Below are 17666 nucleotides of genomic sequence, written 5' to 3' on the forward strand. Positions count from 1 at the left end.
CCCGGCGGCCCGAGAGGGGTGCCCGACGGTCCGGGCGGAGTGCCTCACCGTCCGGGGGGAGTACCTGACGGTCCGGGGGGTGTACCTGACGGTCCGGGGGGAGGGCCGGGCTCGGCCGGCGGGTCCGTGGGACCGGGGCGCGGGTCCGGCGAGCCGGATTCCAGGGCAGGGTAGCGGTCCCTCAGTTCCTGGGCGACGCCGAAGGCGGCCGCGGTCAGCGGCACCGAGAGCAGCATGCCCAGGATGCCCGCGACGGAGGCGCCGGAGGTGATGGCCAGCAGCACCACGGCCGGATGCATCTGCACGGTCCGGCTCTGGATCACCGGCTGCAGCACGTGCCCCTCCAGCACCTGCACCGCCAGCACCACGCCGAGCGTCCACAGCGCGATGACGAAGCCCCGGTCGGCGAGGGCGACCAGCACCGCCACGGCCCCGGAGAGGAAGGCCCCGAGGTAGGGGATGTAGGCGCCGACGAAGACGAGCGCGCCGAGCCCGATCGCGCCGGGGACCTGGAGGATCAGCAGGCCCACGGTGATGCAGACGGCGTCGATGAGGGCGATGAAGGTGGTCCCGCGCATGAACCCCTCGACCGCTTGGAAGGCCCGTCGGGCCATGGCCTCGAGGGTGCCGGCCGTGCCGTGCGGTGCCATGGAACGCAGCGCCTCGACGGCCCGGTGGGAGTCCCGCAGGAAGAAGAAGACCAGCAGCAGCGCGAGCACGGCCATGGCGATGCTCTCGCCGACGACGCTCACGCCGCTGATGACGTTGGAGGCGGCCGTGCCGCCGAACTTGCCGAGCAGTTCACGGGCATTGCCGGCGAGGTCGTCGAGACTGGTGCCGGCGGCCCCGAAGTGCCGGGTGACTGCCTTGGCGGCCTGCCGGAGCGAGGCGATGATCTCGTCGCCCGTGTCGATCAGCGCGGCGACGACGATGTACACGGCACCGCCGACGACGGCCACGACGGCGACACAGGTGAGCCCGGCCGCCACCGACGGCTGCACCCCCACCCGCACGAGCCGCCGGTACAACGGCCCTAGCAGCGCGGTGCCGAGCAGCGCCAGCAGCACCGGGACGACGGCCGTACGCAGTTCGCCGCACAGCCGCACCCCGACCCAGCCCACCCCGGCGACGAGCAGCAGCACGGCACACCAGGCGGCGAGGCGGCGGACGGGGGCGGGCAGCAGGGACACGCTCCCAGCGGATCATGGTCACCGGCGGCTGTCCTGCCCTGCGGGGCCGGGCGGGTGAGCCGCCCGGCCGCCGGTGCGCCCGGAGGTCTCCCGGGACGGATCAGGCCTGCGGGCCGCCCGCCGTCATGCCGTGCACGGCGGGGATCGTGCCCAGGCGGCCCTTCTGGAAGTCCTCGACGGCCTGCATCAGTTCTTCCTTGGTGTTCATGACGAACGGGCCGTAGTGGGCCATCGGCTCACGGATGGGCTGTCCGCCGAGGAGCACGACCTCCAGGTCCGGGGTGTGCGAGTCCTGCCGCTCGTCCGCGCGGACGGTCAGCGAGGAGCCGGCGCCGAAGACGGCCGTCTGCCCCAGGTGGATCGGGCGGTGCTCCGCCCCGACACCGCCGCGGCCCGCGAGGACGTAGGCGAGACCGTTGAAGTCCTCCCGCCACGGCAGGGTGATCTCCGCGCCCGGCGCGAGGGTCGCGTGGACCATCGTGATCGGCGTGTGCGTGATGCCCGGGCCCGCGTGACCGTCCAGCTCACCGGCGATGACGCGGAGCAGCGCGCCGCCGTCGGGGGAGGTGAGCAGCTGGACCTGGCCACCGCGGATGTCCTGGTAGCGCGGCGCCATCATCTTGTCCTTGGCGGGGAGGTTCACCCACAGCTGCAGGCCGTGGAAGAGGCCGCCGGACACCACGAGGGACTCCGGCGGGGCCTCGATGTGCAGCAGGCCCGAACCGGCGGTCATCCACTGGGTGTCGCCGTTGGTGATGGTGCCGCCACCGCCCTGGCTGTCCTGGTGGTCGAAGATGCCGTCGATGATGTAGGTGACGGTCTCGAAGCCGCGGTGCGGGTGCCAGGGGGTGCCCTTGGGCTCGCCCGGCGCGTACTCCACCTCGCCCATCTGGTCCATCATGATGAACGGGTCGAGGTGACGGTAGTTCACCCCCGCGAACGCCCGGCGCACCGGGAAGCCCTCACCCTCGAAGCCGCCCGGGGCGGTCGTGACGGCGAGCACGGGGCGTGCCACGGCGTCGGCGGGTGCGGTCACACGGGGCAGCGTCAACGGGTTCTCGACGGTCACTGCAGGCATGGTGGGTACCTCCTTGGTACGCCCACTTTAGTTGAGCGTTGAACTTCTTGCCACCGTCAACGGAAAAGACCCGGAGGGAATTCCCTCCGGGTCCGCCGGTCGGCCTGAAAGAAGCAGGGGGTGCCGGGCCCGCGGCGGCCCTGCCGGGACCTGCCGCAGGGGTCGTTCAGCCGCCGTACATCCGGCGCATCGCGAAGTCCACCATCTGCTCGACCGCCTTGGCGTCGAACACCATGCGGTGCTCTCCCTCCATGTCCACCACGAAGCCGTAGCCGGTGGGCAGCAGGTCGATCACCTCGGCGCCGGTGATGACGAAGTACTTGGACTCCTTGCCCGCGTACCGGCGCAGCTCCTTGAGCGAGGTGAACATGGGGATCACCGGCTGCTGGGTGTTGTGCAGGGCGAGGAAGCCGGGGGTGTCGCCGCGCGGGCAGTACACCTTCGACGTGGCGAAGATCTGCTGGAAGTCCTCGGCGGACATCTGGCCCGTGGTGAAGGCGCGCACCGCGTCCGCGAGCGAGGGCGGGGACGGCTCCGGGTAGAGCGGCGGCTGCTGGCCGTACCCGCCGGCACCGCCGGGCATCTGCTGCTGCGGCGGGGCGTACTGCTGCTGGGCAGCGCCACCGTCCATGGGCTGGCCGTATCCGTACATGGGCGCAAGCGTACCGAGGGGGCGGACCGCGGGAGGCGGACGGCCGGGATACCGGGCGGTCACCCGACTTCGGCCGGCATCCGGACGGTGCGCGGTCCAGCTCACCGGCGTGCCGGACTAGACCCTTCTCACACTTGGACCGGCGGGGGTTGCTTCTTATTACCGACGGGTAGCATCATCGTAGCTACTTGTTGGTACGTGAACTAGGTGCGAGGAGTCAGTGCCTCGCCGATCTCTCTACGGAGCCGTCGCCATGGGGCACTACAAGCCGAATCTCCGCGACATCGAGTTCAACCTCTTCGAAGTACTGGGGCGCGACAAGGTGTACGGCACCGGCCCCTTCGAGGAGATGGACGTCGAGACCGCCAAGAGCGTCCTGGAGGAGCTGACCCGCCTCTCCGAGAACGAGCTGGCCGAGTCCTTCGCCGACGCCGACCGCAACCCGCCCGTCTTCGACCCGGAGACGAACACCGCGCCGGTCCCCGCGTCCTTCAAGAAGAGCTACCAGGCCTTCATGGACTCGGAGTACTGGCGCCTCGGCCTGCCCGAGGAGATCGGCGGCACCACCTCGCCCCGCTCCCTGATCTGGGCCTACGCCGAGCTGATCCTGGGCGCCAACCCGGCCGTGTGGATGTACTCCTCGGGCCCGGCGTTCGCCGGCATCCTCTTCGAGGAGGGCAACGAGGTCCAGAAGCACATCGCCACCGTCGCCGTGGAGAAGCAGTGGGGCTCCACCATGGTCCTCACCGAGCCGGACGCCGGCTCGGACGTGGGCGCCGGCCGCACCAAGGCGGTCCAGCAGGAGGACGGCTCCTGGCACATCGAGGGCGTGAAGCGCTTCATCACCTCCGGTGAGCACGACATGTCGGAGAACATCCTCCACTACGTGCTCGCGCGTCCCGAGGGCGCCGGCCCCGGCACCAAGGGCCTGTCCCTCTTCCTCGTGCCGAAGTACCTCTTCGACTTCGAGACCGGCGAGCTGGGCGAGCGCAACGGCGTCTACGCCACCAACGTCGAGCACAAGATGGGCCTGAAGGCCTCCAACACGTGCGAGATGACCTTCGGCGACCGGCACCCCGCCAAGGGCTGGCTGATCGGCGACAAGCACGAGGGCATCCGCCAGATGTTCCGCATCATCGAGTTCGCCCGCATGATGGTCGGCACGAAGGCGATCTCCACGCTCTCCACCGGCTACCTGAACGCGCTGGAGTACGCCAAGGAGCGCGTCCAGGGTCCCGACCTGGCGAACTTCATGGACAAGTCCGCGCCGAAGGTCACCGTCACCCACCACCCCGACGTGCGCCGCTCGCTGATGACGCAGAAGGCGTACGCGGAGGGCATGCGCGCCCTGGTGATGTACACCGCCTCCGTCCAGGACGCGATCCAGGTCAAGGAGGCGACCGGCGAGGACGCCTCCGCCGAGCACGCCCTGAACGACCTGCTCCTGCCCGTCGTCAAGGGCTACGGCTCCGAGAAGGCCTACGAGCAGCTCGCCCAGTCGCTGCAGACCTTCGGCGGCTCCGGCTTCCTGCAGGAGTACCCGATCGAGCAGTACATCCGGGACGCCAAGATCGACACCCTGTACGAGGGCACCACGGCGATCCAGGGCCAGGACTTCTTCTTCCGGAAGATCGTCCGCAACCAGGGCGCCGCGCTGAACTCGCTCGCCGAGGACATCAAGAAGTTCCTGGCGCTCGGCACCGGTGGCGAGGAGCTGTCCGGCGCCCGCGAGCAGCTCGCCAAGGCCGCCGTGGAGCTGGAGGCCATCGTCGGCCTGATGCTGACCGACCTCGCGGCCACCGAGCAGGACACCAAGAACATCTACAAGGTGGGCCTGAACACCACCCGCCTGCTGCTGGCCTCCGGTGACGTGATCGTCGGCTACCTGCTGCTCAAGGGCGCAGCGGTCGCCGTCGAGAAGCTGGCCACGGCGTCGGCGAAGGACAAGGCGTTCTACACCGGCAAGATCGCCGCGGCGAAGTTCTTCGCGGCGAACGTCCTGCCGGGCGTCACGCTCGCCCGGAAGGTCGCCGCCACCGTCGAGCTGGACCTGATGGAGCTGGACGAGGCCGCGTTCTAGAGCCGGCCCGAGCCGCGTTCCAGACGTTCCGGACGTCCCCGCCGATTCCCCGCACGGGCCCGCTCCCTTTCCCGGGAGCGGGCCCGTGCACGTCGTTAAGGTGAACACCATGAGCGCAGCAACCCGCTTCGACCGCGGCCACACCGACGACCTGATGACCTTCCTCGCGGCGAGCCCGTCGCCGTACCACGCCGTGGCGAACACCGCCGAACGGCTGGAGAAGGCCGGCTTCAGGCAGGTCGCCGAGACGGACGCCTGGGACGGGACGAGCGGCGGCAAGTACGTGCTGCGCGGTGGGGCGATCGTGGCGTGGTACGTCCCCGAGGGTGCCGATCCGCACACGCCGTTCCACATCGTCGGCGCGCACACCGACTCCCCGAGCCTGCGGGTCAAGCCGCGCCCGGACAGCGGTGCGCACGGCTGGCGCCAAGTTGCCGTGGAGATCTACGGCGGCCCCCTGATGAACTCCTGGCTGGACCGGGACCTGGGCCTGGCCGGCCGGCTCACCCTGCGCGACGGCACCACCGTGCTCGTGAACGTGGACCGGCCGCTGCTGCGGGTGCCCCAGCTCGCCATCCACCTGGACCGTTCGGTGGCCGCCGAGGGTCTCAAGCTCGACAAGCAGCGTCATCTGCAGCCGGTGTGGGGCGTCGGCGACGAGGTCGGGGAGGGTGACCTCATCGCCTTCCTGGAGGAGGAGGCGGGGCTCACCGCGGGCTCCGTGGCCGGCTGGGACCTGATGGTGCATCCGGTGGAGCCGCCGGCCTACCTGGGCCGGGATCGCGAGCTGGTCGCGGGTCCGCGCATGGACAACCTGCTCTCGGTGCACGCGGGCGCGGCCGCCCTCACCGCCGCCGCGGCCTCCGGCACCGCCCTCACTCGTATCCCGGTGCTGGCCGCCTTCGACCACGAGGAGAACGGCTCGCAGTCGGACACCGGCGCGGACGGCCCGCTGCTGGGCACGGTGCTGGAGCGCTCGGTGTTCGCGCGCGGCGGGTCGTACGAGGACCGGGCGCGCGCCTTCGCCGGCACCGTCTGCCTGTCCTCCGACACCGGCCACGCCGTCCACCCGAACTACGCCGAGCGGCACGACCCGACCCACCACCCCCGGGTCAACGGCGGCCCGATCCTCAAGGTCAACGTCAACAACCGCTATGCCACGGACGGTTCGGGCCGGGCGGTGTTCGCCGCCGCCTGCGAGAAGGCGAACGTGCCCTTCCAGACCTTCGTCTCCAACAACTCCATGCCGTGCGGCACCACCATCGGCCCGATCACCGCGGCCCGGCACGGCATCCTCACGGTCGACATCGGCGTCGCGATCCTGTCGATGCACTCCGTCCGTGAACTCTGCGGCGCGGATGACCCGTTCCTGCTCGCGAATGCCCTGACCGCGTTCCTGGAGGGCTAGTCCGGGCCTCGCCGGGTACCCGCACGGCACCGGAGATTCCGGAACCGGAAGGGGAGGCGAAGCCTCATGGGGCTCGGCGGATGCATCATCCTGATAGCCGTGGGGGCCATCCTCACGTTCGCGACCGACTGGCACATGCACGGCGTCAACCTCACGGTCGTCGGCCTGATCCTGATGGCCGCCGGTCTGATCGGCGTCGCCACGTTCAGCGGAATCGCCCGCCGGCGCCGGGTGGTGGTCCCGCCGACCACACCGGTCGTCGAGACCGAACGCCCCCACCACCACGGCGAGGGCTACACGGACGGCTACGGCGTCTGACGTGACGTCGGCCGTGACGGCGACCGTGCCGTCGGCCGTGCCGTCGGCCGTGCGGCCGGGCTACTGCTCGTCCATCCCGGCCAGGACGAGCGGCAGCCGGTTCGGCGCGCCCTCGGTGAGGCGGACCGGGACGCCCCAGTCCTGCTGGTGGACGTGACACGCCGGATACTCGTTCGACGGGTCGTCGTCGCAGGAGGCCGCCATCGCCGAGACGTGCAGGACGCCCTCGGTGACGGCCGGGTCCAGGGTCAGCTCGCGCGTCAGGTCCGTGCCCGCACCTCCGCCCTCGAGCAGCAGCTCGGGCGGGGTCGAGGAGACCAGCAGGCGGGTCGAGGGGCCGTAGCGCGCGTCGAGCTTCTGGCCGGCCGGGGCCTGGAAGACCACGTCCAGGCGGAGGATGCCCGGCGCGACCTCGGTCGCGGCACGCCGGGTGCGGTGCGCGACCGATTCCACCCGGACCGCCTCCTCGGGCAGCCGCAGCCGGGTCAGCCGGTGCCGGGCCGACTCGACCACCACGATGTCCGCACCCACCAGGACGGCGTCGCTGGGCTCGCGCAGGTCGGTGGCGAGCGTCGTGACCTCGCCGGTGGCGGGGTCGTAGCGGCGCAGCGCGTGGTTGTAGGTGTCGGCGACGGCGACCGAGCCGTCCGGCAGCGCCGTGACGCCCAGCGGGTGCTGGAGGAGCGCCTGGTCGGCGGCGCCGTCCCGGTGCCCGAAGTCGAACAGTCCCGTGCCGACGGCGGTGTGCACCCGGCCGTCCGGATCCACCCAGCGCAGCGCGGAGGTCTCGGAGTCGGCGAGCCACAGCCGGTCGGCTGTGGCGGCGAGGCCGGAGGGCTGGGCGAACCAGGCCTCGGCGGCGGGCCCGTCCACCAGGCCCTCGTTGGTGGTGCCGGCCGCCACGGCGACGGTGCCCGAGCCGGGGTCGTACGTCCACAGCTGGTGGACGCCCGCCATGGCGATCCACACCCGGCCGGCGAAGACGGCCACGTCCCAGGGGGAGGAGAGGTCGGTCTCACGGGCCGGACCGGACGTCGGCGAGCCCTGCCACCACTGCCTCCCGGTGCCGGCCAGGGTGGTCACGGCACCCGTGGCGAGGTCGACACGGCGCAGGGCGTGGTTCACGGTGTCGGCGACCACCACCGAGCCGTCCTCGAGGAGGGCGAGGCCCTGCGGTTCGCTGAAGGAGGCGTCGCCCGGGCCGCCGTCGGCGAACCCGCGCATGCCCGCGCCGATGTGCCGCACGACGGTCTCGGCATCCTCGGCCAGCTCCACCAGCCGGTGCCGGGTGGTGTCGCTGACCAGGAAGTTCCCGGACGGCAGGAGCAGGGCCTTGCCCGGGAAGCGCAGGGCCGTCGGCTCCGGCTCCGGCGGCACGTACGGCCCCTCGCCACGGCGCAGGGTGCCCTTCGCCGCGTGCTCGGCCTCCAGCTCCGCCACCAGGCGCTCGATGGCGTGCACATGGCCTTCGCCCGCGTGCTGTGCGACCACGTACCCCTCGGGGTCGATCACGACGAGCGTCGGCCAGGCGCGCACCGCGTACTGCTTCCAGGTGGCCAGCTCCGGGTCGTCGAGCACCGGGTGCTCCACGCCGTACCGCTCGACCGCGTCCACGACCGCCCGGTGCTCGGCCTCGTGCACGAACTTCGGGGAGTGCACACCGATGACGACCACCGTGTCCCGGTGCTTCTCCTCCAACTCGCGCAGCTCGTCCAGGACGTGCAGGCAGTTGATGCAGCAGAACGTCCAGAAATCCAGGACGACGATGCGTCCACGCAGGTCGGCGAGGGTGTACCGGGTGTCGCCCGTGTTCAGCCAGCCGCCCTTGCCGACCAGCTCGGGGGCGCGGACACGGACGCGACGGGGTGCGGAGTCGGTCATGGCCCCAAGCCTGCCACCCGGCTCCGGCAACCGCCTCGGCGCCTGTGGACACGCGCCGGTCAGGACAGGGCGTGGCCCGCGACGGCGTCCTGCCACCGGGAGGCACGGGACGGTGAGCCCGCGCCGTCGGCCGGCCCGCACGGCAGCGCGCCCCGCGCGCGCCCCGCGCGCGCCCCGTCAGGACGCGCAACGCATCCGCGACTCCTTCCGGCTCCGTGATGACCGGCCCGAGCCGGGGAACGGTATCCGCATGAGATTCCTCGTACGCGACCGCATCCTCGGCATCGGCGACGACTGGTGGATCGAGGACGAGCACGGCCACAAGGTGTTCCTCGTCGACGGCAAGGCGATGCGGCTGAGGGACACCTTCGAGCTCAAGGACGCCCAGGGGCGGGTCCTGATCGACATCCACCAGAAGATGCTCGCGCTGCGCGACACGATGGTGATCGAACGGGACGGCGAGGCCCTGGCCCGGATCAAGCGCAAGCGGCTGTCCCTGCTGCGCAACCACTACCGGGTCTCCCTGGTGGACGGCACCGACCTCGATGTCAGCGGAAAGATCCTGGACCGCGAGTTCGCCGTCGAGTACGAGGGCGAACTCCTCGCGGTGATCTCGCGCCGCCTGCTGACCGTCCGCGACACGTACAGCGTGGACGTCGTACGGGAGGACGCCGATCCGGCGCTGCTCATCGCGGTGGCGGTGTGCGTGATCCACCTGGCGGAGAAGGAGGGCGAGGAGGACTAGCCCCGGCGGTGGGGCGCCTCCAGACCCAGCACCCGGTCCTTCAGGGCCGGGAACTGCTCGCGGGTGGCCGCCACCTTCGCCGGGTCGAAGTCGACCGTCAGGACCTCTTCGCCCGGACCGGCCTCGGCGAGCACCTCGCCCCAGGGATCGACCACGATCGAGTGACCCGCCTGCGGAACTCCCGCATGGGTCCCGGCCGTTCCACAGGCGAGCACGAACGCCTGGTTCTCCACCGCCCGCGCCTGAGCCAGCAGCGTCCAGTGCGCACGTCGCCGCTCGGGCCAGCCCGCCGGGAGCACCAGCACCTCGGCGCCGGCGTCGGCCAGTCCACGGAAGAGTTCGGGGAAACGGAGGTCGTAGCAGGTGGCCAAGCCCAGGGTGGTCCCAGGCAGCCGGACCGTGACCAGCTCCCGCCCGGCGCCCATCAGCACGGCCTCGCCCTTGTCGAAGCCGAAGCGGTGGATCTTGCGATAGGCCGCGGCCAGTTCACCGGAGGGGGAGAAGACGAGAGAGGTGTTGTAGAGGGTGCCGTCGCCGTTCCCGTCGCCGGAGGCGCCGCCGGATGCCGCCCGCTCGGGGATGGACCCCGCATGCAGCCATACGCCCGCGTCGGCCGCCGCCTTGGCCATCGCCTCGTACGTCGGCCCCTCGAGCGGCTCGGCCTCGCGGCCGAAGTCCTCGTAGGCGAAGGCGCCGGTCGTCCACAGTTCGGGCAGTACCACGAGGTCGGCACCGGCCTGCTCACGCACCAGGGCGGCCACGCGCCCGCGCCGGGAGGCGACCGATTCCTCCTCGTCCACGGCGATCTGGATCAGCGAGGCGCGCACACTACCACCGTCCTGGCATTCGAGTCGTCCACACGGGCCTACGATCGTCACACGAAAGCACTGCCGGGGTGCCTCACAGCAGCGTAACTTAACGTCCCAAGACACCCGCCGAGCAGCCACCGCCCGCCGGCAACGCCGCCGAACCTGCCCGTGTACCGACCGCCGAGGGGTCCCGTTTCCGTGAGTCTGCATCCCACCCTCCAGCCCTACGCCGACGCCTGGACACACTCCATCGAAGCGATATCCGAGATGGCGCAGTCGCTCGTCGACGGCGAGTGGAACCGGCGGACCCCGTGCCCGGGCTGGTCGGTGCGCGACATCGTGTCCCATCTGATCGGCGGGGACTGCGAGCTGCTCGGCGATCCGCGGCCCATCCACTCCCTGCCCAGCGACCTCTTCCACGTCGCCACCGAGCACCAGCGGTACATGGAGATGCAGGTCGACGTCCGCCGTCACCACACGGCCCCGGAGATGACGTCCGAGCTGGAGTACACGGTCATCCGCCGCAACCGCCAGCTGCGCAACGAGTCCCGCGACCCCGGAACCATGGTGCGCGGCCCGCTGGGCAAGGAGATCACCCTCGAGCAGTCCTACCGGATGCGGGCGTTCGACGTGTGGGTGCACGAACAGGATCTGCGCACGGCACTCGGCCGCCCCGGCAACCTCGACTCCCCGGGCGCGTACGTCGCGCGGGACGTCCTGCTGGAGGCGCTGCCCAAGGTCGTCGCGAAGGACGCCGCGGCGCCGCGCAGCTCCGCGGTCGTCTTCGACGTGCACGGACCGGTCGAGTTCCTGCGCACCATCCGGGTCGACATCCAGGGCCGCGGCTCCCTGGAGGCCACCCCCGCGCTCGGCCCCGCCGCCGCGCTCACCCTCGACTGGGAGACCTACGTCCGCCTCGCCTGCGGCCGGGTCACCCCGGAGTCGGTCGCCGACCGGGTGAAGACGGAGGGCGACCAGGATCTGGCGGCGGCGATCCTGCGCAACTTCACGGTGACGCCGTAAGCCAGCCGCCGACGGCACGCTCCGGCGCCGATACCGATACCGATGCCGATGGCCGGCCCCCGATGCCGAGCGGCACCGCACACCGGGCCGGCCGGGAAAACGGGTGGTGCCCGGATGACGGGGCCGTCTACGTTCCGGGTATGACCGAATCCCCGCCCCGTCTCAGCCGGTTGGTCTTCCACGGCCCCCTCTCCGAGTCCCGCGCGGACGGGATGGTCCGGCGGCTCGCCGCGACCCGCCCCCGCAGCGTGCTCGACATCGGCTGCGGCTGGGCCGAACCGCTGCTCCGCCTCCTGGCCGCCGTACCGGACGCCAAGGGCACCGGCATCGACGTCAACGGCGAGGATCTGGCCAGAGCACGGCGCAACGCCGAGGCCCGCGGGCTCGCGGACCGGGTGGAGTTCGTCGAGGAGTCGGCCCTGGGGACGCGGTACGGCCCTGCCGACGTGGTGCTGTGTCTCGGCGCGAGCCAGGCGCTGAGCACGGCCGAGCCGTCCACCGCCGGGGCCCTGCGCGAGCTGCGACGGCTGGTGCGCGACGGCGGGCGCGTGCTGCTCGGCGAGGGCTTCTGGGAGCGCCCGCCCACCGAGGCCGAGCTGTCCGGCATGTGGCCGGGCGCGCGGGCCGGCGACCACCACGACCTCGCGACCCTGCTCGACCTCGCCGTCGAAGCGGGCTTCCGGCCGGAGTGGACCGAGACGGCCGGCCCGCAGGAGTGGGAGGAGTTCGAGTCGGCGTACCAGGCGGACCTTGAGGTCTGGCTCGCCGGCAACCCGCTGCATCCACTGGCCGCCGAGACCCGTGAGCGCCTGGACCGGCACCGGGCGCAGTGGATGAGCTACCGGGGCGTCCTCGGTCTCGCCTACCTCACGCTGGTGCCGGTGGCGTCCTGACCGCCGCACCCCGGTGCCACGGACGAACGTGCCACCGCGGCACCGTGCCGCCCGGCGGGTCGGGGTGGTTCAGGCCGCGGGCACGTGCACCGTCTCCACTCGGCTCGCCACCAGCCGTTCCTGTTCGCGGCGGACCGCCCGGCCGCGTAGCCGGAGGATCTGGCTGATGCCCAGCGCCTGCAGGACGAAGACCGCCGAGAAGGCCACGGTGTAGTCGTCGCCGGTGGCGTCGAGCAGCACGCCGACGGCGAACAGCGTCGTCATGGAGGCGATGAAACCACCCATGTTGGTGATGCCGGACGCGGTGCCCTGTCGCTCGGGCGGGTTGGCCGGCCGGGCGAAGTCGAAGCCGATCATCGAGGCGGGGCCGCACGCGCCGAGCACCGCACACAGCACCACCAGCAGCCACGTCGGCGCGTGCTCGCCGGGATACGCCAGTGTCACCGCCCACAGTGTCGCGGTCGCCCCCACCGTGCCCAGGGCCAGCGGCAGCCGCGCCGCGTGGTGCCGGGCGACGATCTGGCCGTAGACCAGCCCGATCACCATGTTGGACAGGACGACCAGGGTGAGCAGTTCACCGGCCGTGGCCCGGCTCAGTCCCTGTGCCTGGACCAGGAAGGGCAGGCCCCACAGCAGCAGGAACACCATCGCGGGGAACTGGGTGGTGAAGTGCACCCACAGTCCGAGGCGGGTGCCCGGCTCCCGCCAGGCCGCGGCGATCTGCCGGCGGACATGGACCGCGCCCTGGTGCGACGACGGCTCCGGCTCGTGTCCATCGGGGTGGTCCTCGAGGAAGAGCAGCGTCAGGATCAGCACGACCACACCGGCGAGCGCGCTGCCCGCGAACGCCGGGGTCCAGCCGATCCCGTGCAGCAGCCGGGCCAGGACCAGGGTGGAGACCAGGTTGCCCGCCATGCCGGTCAGGCCCGCGAGCTGCGCGACCATGGGTCCGCGCCGGGCCGGGAACCAGCGGGTGCCGAGCCGCAGCACGCTGATGAAGGTCATCGCGTCCCCGCAGCCCAGCAGCGCCCGGGAGGCGAGCGCGGTGCCGTACGTGGGGGAGAAGGCGAAGCCCAGCTGCCCGGCCGTGAACAGTACGGCGCCGATGCTCAGCACCTTCTTGGTGCCGAGCCGGTCGACCAGCAGGCCGACGGGTATCTGCATGCCGGCGTAGACCAGCAGCTGGAGTATGGAGAACGTCGACAGCGCCGAGGCGCCCACGTGGAAGCGGTCGGCCGCGTCGAGCCCCGCGACGCCCAGCGAGGTGCGGAAGATGACGGCGACGAAGTAGACACCGACGCCTATGGACCACACGGCGACCGCGCGGCGGCCGCCCGGCGGATCCCCCGGAAGGGTGGCGTTGCTCATCGCACCTCACCCCGGGCGAGGTGCGAGAACCAGCTCACGTGCCGGTGCACGACGCCGACGGCCGCCTCCGCGTCCCCCGCCCGCAGCGCCCCCAGGATCTCCTCGTGCTCGGCGAGCGTCTTGGCGATCCGGTCGGGGTGCGAGTGCATGACGGCGACGCCCATCCGCAGCTGGCGGTCGCGCAACTGGTCGTAGAGGCGGGAGAGGATCTCGTTGCCGCCGCTGCGCACGATCTCGGCGTGGAAGCAGCGGTCCGTCACGGCGGCCGCTGCGAAGTCACCCGCGGCGGCCTGCTCCTTCTGCCGCTCCAGCAGCTCCGTCAGCCGCTCCAGCAGGATCGGCGGGGCGGGGACGGCCTTGCGGGCCGCGTGCTCCTCCACCAGCAGCCGGGTCTCCACCACGTCGGCGATCTCCTGCGCGGAGACCGGCAGCACCAGGGCGCCCTTCTTCGGGTAGAGCCGGATCAGGCCCTCGGCCTCCAGCCGCAGCAGCGCCTCGCGCACCGGCGTACGGGAGACGCCGACGGCCTCGGCCAGTTCGCCCTCGGTGAGCAGGCTTCCGCCCTCGTAACGGCGGTCGAGGACGCCCTGCTTGACGTGGGCGTAGACGCGGTCGGCGGCGGGAGGCTGCTTGAGGGGCTGCAGAGTGGACTGCTGAACGGCCGTGTTCATGCCGACAGGATAGATACAACACGCACGCATGCAAGAGCCGCGTCCACCATCCGGACATCGCGCAAACCCCTCGAAGCAGCCGCACAACCTTGTGTGCTACTTACGTGTCACACAGGTGTGGCCCTCTTTTCCCGTCACCTCAACTCGGCCGCACTCCAGGGGCATTCAAGACAATCGGGGTTTTCACTTTGATTACCGGCATTAAGGGCACCCGCATCCGCAGAGCCGCTGCCGTAGCCGTCACCGCCGGCGCGCTGCTCGCCACCGGTGCCCTCACCGCGGCGCCCGCGCAGGCCGTCACGACGCCGTCGATCGTGGCCAAGGGCGGCTACGCGATGAACAACGCGAACGGTTCGTCGCTCTACACCAAGAAGGCGGACACGCGGCTGTCCACCGGCTCCACCACCAAGATCATGACCGCCAAGGTCGTGCTCGCCCAGTCGAACCTCAACCTCGACTCCAAGGTGACCATCCAGAAGGCGTACAGCGACTACGTCGTCAAGTACAACGCCTCCCAGGCGCACCTGATCGTCGGCGACAAGGTCACCGTCCGGCAGCTGCTCTACGGCCTGATGCTGCCGTCCGGCTGCGACGCCGCCTACGCGCTCGCCGACAAGTACGGCAGCGGCTCCACCCAGGCCAAGCGCGTGGCGAACTTCATCGGCAAGATGAACACCGCCGCCAAGAACCTCGGCCTGAAGAACACGCACTTCGATTCCTTCGACGGCATCGGCAACGGCAAGAACTACTCGACGCCGCGCGACCTGACGAAGATCGCCAGCAGCGCGATGAAGAGCTCCACGTTCCGCACGATCGTCAAGACGAAGCACTACACCGCCAAGACGGTCACCAAGACGGGCAGCACCCGCACGATGAAGACGTGGGACAACACCAACGGGCTGCTCAACAGTTACAGCGGCACCATCGGTGTGAAGACCGGCTCCGGCCCGGAGGCCAAGTACTGCCTGGTCTTCGCCGCGACCCGCAGGGGCAAGACGGTCATCGGCACGGTCCTCGCCTCCTCCTCCATCGCCCAGCGCGAGAAGGACGCGAAGAAGCTCCTCGACTACGGCTTCGCCAAGCTCGGCTGACCCCCACGCACGCCGTACGGGCCCGTCGCTTCCGCGACGGGCCCGTATCGCTCTCAGGAGCCGGTCACGCCCAGGTGATCAGGCGCTTCGGCTGTTCCAGGATCGCCGCCACGTCCGCCAGTACCTTCGAGCCCAGTTCGCCGTCCACCAGGCGGTGGTCGAAGCTCAGGGCCAGGGTGGTGACCTGACGGGGCTTGACCTTGCCCTTGTGGACCCAGGGCTGGAGCTTGATCGCTCCGACCGCGAGGATCGCGGACTCCCCCGGGTTGAGGATGGGCGTGCCGGTGTCGACGCCGAAGACGCCCACGTTGGTGATGGTCACCGTGCCGCCCTGCATCGCGGACGGCGAGGTCCTGCCCTCGCGTGCCGTCGACACCAGCTCGCCCAGCGACTCCGCCAGTTGCGGCAGCGTCTTGGCGTGGGCGTCCTTGATGTTCGGCACGATCAGACCGCGGGGAGTGGCCGCCGCGATGCCCAGGTTGACGTAGTGCTTGAGCACGATCTCCTGGTTCGCCTCGTCCCAGGACGCGTTGACGTCCGGGTTGCGCTTGATCGCGACCAGCAGGGCCTTGGCGATCAGCAGCAGCGGGTTCACCCGCAGGCCCTGCATCTCCTTGTCCTGCTTCAGCTCCTCGACGAGCTTCATCGTGCGGGTCACGTCGACCGTCACGAACTCCGTGACGTGCGGGGCCGTGAACGCCGAACCGACCATCGCCGCCGCCGTCGCCTTGCGGACCCCCTTGACCGGGACGCGCGTCTCGCGCGCACCGTCGTGGGTCACGGCCGGTGCCGGGGCCGGCCGGGCCTCAGCGGGCCCTTGTGCCACCGGCGCGGGAGCGACGGCGGGCGCGGCCGCCGCGTGGACGTCGTCGCGGGTGATGACCCCGTCCGCGCCGGACGGGGTGACCGTGGCCAGGTCCACGCCGAGGTCCTTGGCCAGCTTGCGCACGGGCGGCTTCGCCAGCGGGCGGGACCTGTCCGCGACGGGGGCGGCGGCATGGCCGTTCAGCTCGGCCTGGATCGCCTGGGCCGGCGCCGGGACGGCGGCGGCCTCGGCGCCCTTGCGCGGACGGCGCTTGGTGGCCGAGGTGGACACGCCGTAGCCGACGAGGACCGGCTGGCGGGCCTCCTTCTTCGGCTCCCCGGCGGGCTGGGCCGGCGCCTCGGGCTCCGCGGCCGGCTGCTCGGCGGGTGCCTGGTCCGCCGCACCGCCCGCCACGTCCACCGTGATGATGGCCGTGCCCACGTCGACCGTGGTGCCTTCGGGGAAGCGCAGTTCACGGACCACGCCGTCGTAGGGGATGGGCAGTTCGACGGCCGCCTTCGCGGTCTCGACCTCGCACACCACCTGCCCGTCGGTCACCGTGTCGCCGGGCTGGACGTACCACTTGAGGATCTCGGCCTCGGTGAGCCCCTCGCCGACGTCCGGCATCTTGAATTCGCGGACGGACGCTTCCGTCATCGTCGTCACGACCCTCTCCTCAGTACGCCAGCGAGCGGTCGACGGCGTCGAGCACGCGGTCCAGGTCCGGCAGGTACTCCTCTTCCAGACGCGCCGGCGGATACGGCGCGTGATAACCGCCGATCCGGAGCACCGGTGCCTCCAGGTGGTAGAAGCAGCGCTCGGTGATCCGGGCCGCGATCTCCGCGCCGGAGCCGAGGAAGACCGGCGCCTCGTGGACCACGACCAGGCGGCGGGTCTTCTCCACCGACGCCTGGACGGAGTCGAAGTCGAGAGGCGAGATGGAGCGCAGGTCCAGGACCTCCAGGGACTTGCCCTCCTCGGCGGCCGCGGCGGCGACCTCCTGGCACAGCTTCACCATCGGGCCGTAGGCGGCCAGGGTGAGGTCGGTGCCCTCGCGGACCACCTGGGCCTTGTGGAGCGGGGCGGGGATGGCCTCGAAGTCCACCTCGCCCTTGTCCCAGTACCGGCGCTTGGGCTCGAAGTAGATCACCGGGTCGTCGCTCTGGATGGCCTGCTGCATCATCCAGTACGCGTCCGACGCGTTCGACGGAGAGACCACCTTGAGGCCGGCCACGTGCGCGAACAGCGCCTCGGGGGACTCGGAGTGGTGCTCGACCGCGCCGATGCCGCCGCCGTAGGGGATGCGCACGACGACCGGCATCTTGACCTTGCCCAGCGAGCGGGCGTGCATCTTGGCGAGCTGGGTGACGATCTGGTCGTAGGCCGGGAAGACGAAGCCGTCGAACTGGATCTCCACCACCGGGCGGTAGCCGCGCAGGGCGAGGCCGATCGCGGTGCCGACGATGCCGGACTCCGCCAGCGGGGTGTCGATGACCCGGCTCTCGCCGAAGTCCTTCTGCAGGCCGTCCGTCACGCGGAAGACACCGCCGAGCTTGCCGACGTCCTCGCCCATGACCAGGACCTTGGGGTCGGCGTCCAGGGCATGGCGCAGCGACTCGTTGATGGCCTTGGCCATCGCCATCTTCTCGGCCAT

16 protein-coding genes are annotated in these 17666 nt (G+C 71.2%); 7 read left to right on the forward strand and 9 right to left on the reverse strand.

The genetic code is table 11. The annotated features are described in order from the left end of the window. Positions 1–44: 44 nt before the first annotated feature. The 3 genes from ACGFT2_RS24360 to ACGFT2_RS24370 all read right to left on the reverse strand — a co-directional run bounded on the left by ACGFT2_RS24360 (position 45) and on the right by ACGFT2_RS24370 (position 2920). Complete coding sequence (locus ACGFT2_RS24360; protein WP_393281736.1) at positions 45–1190, reverse strand: AI-2E family transporter; 1146 nt, start codon at positions 1188–1190, stop codon at positions 45–47. A gap of 100 nt (positions 1191–1290) precedes the next feature. Continuing rightward, positions 1291–2268, reverse strand: a complete 978-nt coding sequence (locus ACGFT2_RS24365) for a pirin family protein (protein ID WP_393281738.1) — start codon at positions 2266–2268, stop codon at positions 1291–1293. A 166-nt stretch (positions 2269–2434) separates the two neighbouring features. Next, positions 2435–2920 carry an SseB family protein gene (locus tag ACGFT2_RS24370; protein ID WP_393281739.1) on the reverse strand — a complete coding sequence of 162 codons (486 nt, stop codon included), beginning with the start codon at positions 2918–2920 and terminating at the stop codon, positions 2435–2437. A 253-nt stretch (positions 2921–3173) separates the two neighbouring features. Here ACGFT2_RS24370 and ACGFT2_RS24375 point away from each other — a divergent pair, with 253 nt between their 5' ends. From ACGFT2_RS24375 to ACGFT2_RS24385, 3 genes are all read left to right on the forward strand, one after another. Further along, positions 3174–5000, forward strand: a complete 1827-nt coding sequence (locus tag ACGFT2_RS24375; protein WP_393281740.1) for an acyl-CoA dehydrogenase — start codon at positions 3174–3176, stop codon at positions 4998–5000. A 109-nt stretch (positions 5001–5109) separates the two neighbouring features. Beyond that, on the forward strand, positions 5110–6408 hold the full coding sequence (locus ACGFT2_RS24380) for a M18 family aminopeptidase (RefSeq protein ID WP_393281742.1): 1299 nt from the start codon (positions 5110–5112) through the stop codon (positions 6406–6408). 66 nt (positions 6409–6474) lie between these two features. Beyond that, positions 6475–6726 (forward strand): DUF6458 family protein, encoded by a 252-nt coding sequence (locus tag ACGFT2_RS24385; protein WP_393281744.1) that lies wholly within the window; start codon positions 6475–6477, stop codon positions 6724–6726. A gap of 60 nt (positions 6727–6786) precedes the next feature. On the opposite strand, the gene ACGFT2_RS24390 is transcribed toward ACGFT2_RS24385, so the two are convergent. Next, complete coding sequence (locus ACGFT2_RS24390) at positions 6787–8607, reverse strand: NHL domain-containing thioredoxin family protein (protein WP_393281746.1); 1821 nt, start codon at positions 8605–8607, stop codon at positions 6787–6789. Between the two features lie 250 nt (positions 8608–8857). Between ACGFT2_RS24390 and ACGFT2_RS24395 the strand changes: the two genes are divergently transcribed. After that, a complete protein-coding gene (locus ACGFT2_RS24395; protein ID WP_393281748.1) occupies positions 8858–9352 on the forward strand; it encodes an LURP-one-related/scramblase family protein in 495 nt (164 codons plus the stop codon). Here the strand turns inward: ACGFT2_RS24395 and ACGFT2_RS24400 are convergent. Further along, positions 9349–10179, reverse strand: a complete 831-nt coding sequence (locus ACGFT2_RS24400) for a carbon-nitrogen family hydrolase (protein ID WP_393281750.1) — start codon at positions 10177–10179, stop codon at positions 9349–9351. The two genes, ACGFT2_RS24395 and ACGFT2_RS24400, sit on opposite strands and share 4 nt — an antisense overlap. 180 nt (positions 10180–10359) lie before the next feature. Between ACGFT2_RS24400 and ACGFT2_RS24405 the strand changes: the two genes are divergently transcribed. Together ACGFT2_RS24405 and ACGFT2_RS24410 are read left to right on the forward strand one after the other, a co-directional pair. Next, entirely contained in the window at positions 10360–11184 is an 825-nt protein-coding gene (locus ACGFT2_RS24405; protein WP_393281751.1) for a maleylpyruvate isomerase family mycothiol-dependent enzyme, read from the forward strand. A 140-nt stretch (positions 11185–11324) separates the two neighbouring features. Continuing rightward, positions 11325–12077: an SAM-dependent methyltransferase gene (locus ACGFT2_RS24410; protein ID WP_393281753.1), complete on the forward strand. Its 753-nt coding sequence runs from the start codon at positions 11325–11327 to the stop codon at positions 12075–12077. 69 nt (positions 12078–12146) lie between these two features. On the opposite strand, the gene ACGFT2_RS24415 is transcribed toward ACGFT2_RS24410, so the two are convergent. Both ACGFT2_RS24415 and ACGFT2_RS24420 read right to left on the reverse strand, forming a co-directional pair. After that, a complete protein-coding gene (locus tag ACGFT2_RS24415) occupies positions 12147–13445 on the reverse strand; it encodes a nitrate/nitrite transporter (RefSeq protein ID WP_393281754.1) in 1299 nt (432 codons plus the stop codon). Continuing rightward, positions 13442–14116 carry a GntR family transcriptional regulator gene (locus ACGFT2_RS24420; protein ID WP_393281756.1) on the reverse strand — a complete coding sequence of 225 codons (675 nt, stop codon included), beginning with the start codon at positions 14114–14116 and terminating at the stop codon, positions 13442–13444. The genes ACGFT2_RS24415 and ACGFT2_RS24420 overlap by 4 nt, the downstream gene beginning before the upstream one ends. 188 nt (positions 14117–14304) lie before the next feature. Between ACGFT2_RS24420 and ACGFT2_RS24425 the strand changes: the two genes are divergently transcribed. Continuing rightward, positions 14305–15207 (forward strand): D-alanyl-D-alanine carboxypeptidase family protein, encoded by a 903-nt coding sequence (locus ACGFT2_RS24425; protein WP_393281757.1) that lies wholly within the window; start codon positions 14305–14307, stop codon positions 15205–15207. Between the two features lie 64 nt (positions 15208–15271). Here the strand turns inward: ACGFT2_RS24425 and ACGFT2_RS24430 are convergent, their stop codons facing one another. Then, on the reverse strand, positions 15272–16678 hold the full coding sequence (locus tag ACGFT2_RS24430) for a dihydrolipoamide acetyltransferase family protein (protein ID WP_393281759.1): 1407 nt from the start codon (positions 16676–16678) through the stop codon (positions 15272–15274). Between the two features lie 10 nt (positions 16679–16688). Beyond that, entirely contained in the window at positions 16689–17666 is a 978-nt protein-coding gene (locus tag ACGFT2_RS24435; protein WP_393281760.1) for an alpha-ketoacid dehydrogenase subunit beta, read from the reverse strand.

Origin of the sequence: Streptomyces sp. NPDC048514 (assembly GCF_043199955.1) — a bacterium.
Taxonomy (GTDB): Bacteria; Actinomycetota; Actinomycetes; order Streptomycetales; family Streptomycetaceae; genus Streptomyces.

Coding starts and splice junctions, on each gene's coding strand:
- ACGFT2_RS24395 (WP_393281748.1), top strand. CDS start 8,858: ATGAGATTCCTCGTACGCGACCGCATCCTCGGCATCGGCGACGACTGG.
- ACGFT2_RS24410 (WP_393281753.1), top strand. CDS start 11,325: ATGACCGAATCCCCGCCCCGTCTCAGCCGGTTGGTCTTCCACGGCCCC.
- ACGFT2_RS24365 (WP_393281738.1), bottom strand. CDS start 2,268: ATGCCTGCAGTGACCGTCGAGAACCCGTTGACGCTGCCCCGTGTGACC.
- ACGFT2_RS24420 (WP_393281756.1), bottom strand. CDS start 14,116: ATGAACACGGCCGTTCAGCAGTCCACTCTGCAGCCCCTCAAGCAGCCT.
- ACGFT2_RS24375 (WP_393281740.1), top strand. CDS start 3,174: ATGGGGCACTACAAGCCGAATCTCCGCGACATCGAGTTCAACCTCTTC.
- ACGFT2_RS24380 (WP_393281742.1), top strand. CDS start 5,110: ATGAGCGCAGCAACCCGCTTCGACCGCGGCCACACCGACGACCTGATG.
- ACGFT2_RS24370 (WP_393281739.1), bottom strand. CDS start 2,920: ATGTACGGATACGGCCAGCCCATGGACGGTGGCGCTGCCCAGCAGCAG.
- ACGFT2_RS24385 (WP_393281744.1), top strand. CDS start 6,475: ATGGGGCTCGGCGGATGCATCATCCTGATAGCCGTGGGGGCCATCCTC.
- ACGFT2_RS24415 (WP_393281754.1), bottom strand. CDS start 13,445: ATGAGCAACGCCACCCTTCCGGGGGATCCGCCGGGCGGCCGCCGCGCG.
- ACGFT2_RS24390 (WP_393281746.1), bottom strand. CDS start 8,607: ATGACCGACTCCGCACCCCGTCGCGTCCGTGTCCGCGCCCCCGAGCTG.
- ACGFT2_RS24435 (WP_393281760.1), bottom strand. CDS start 17,666: ATGGCCGAGAAGATGGCGATGGCCAAGGCCATCAACGAGTCGCTGCGC.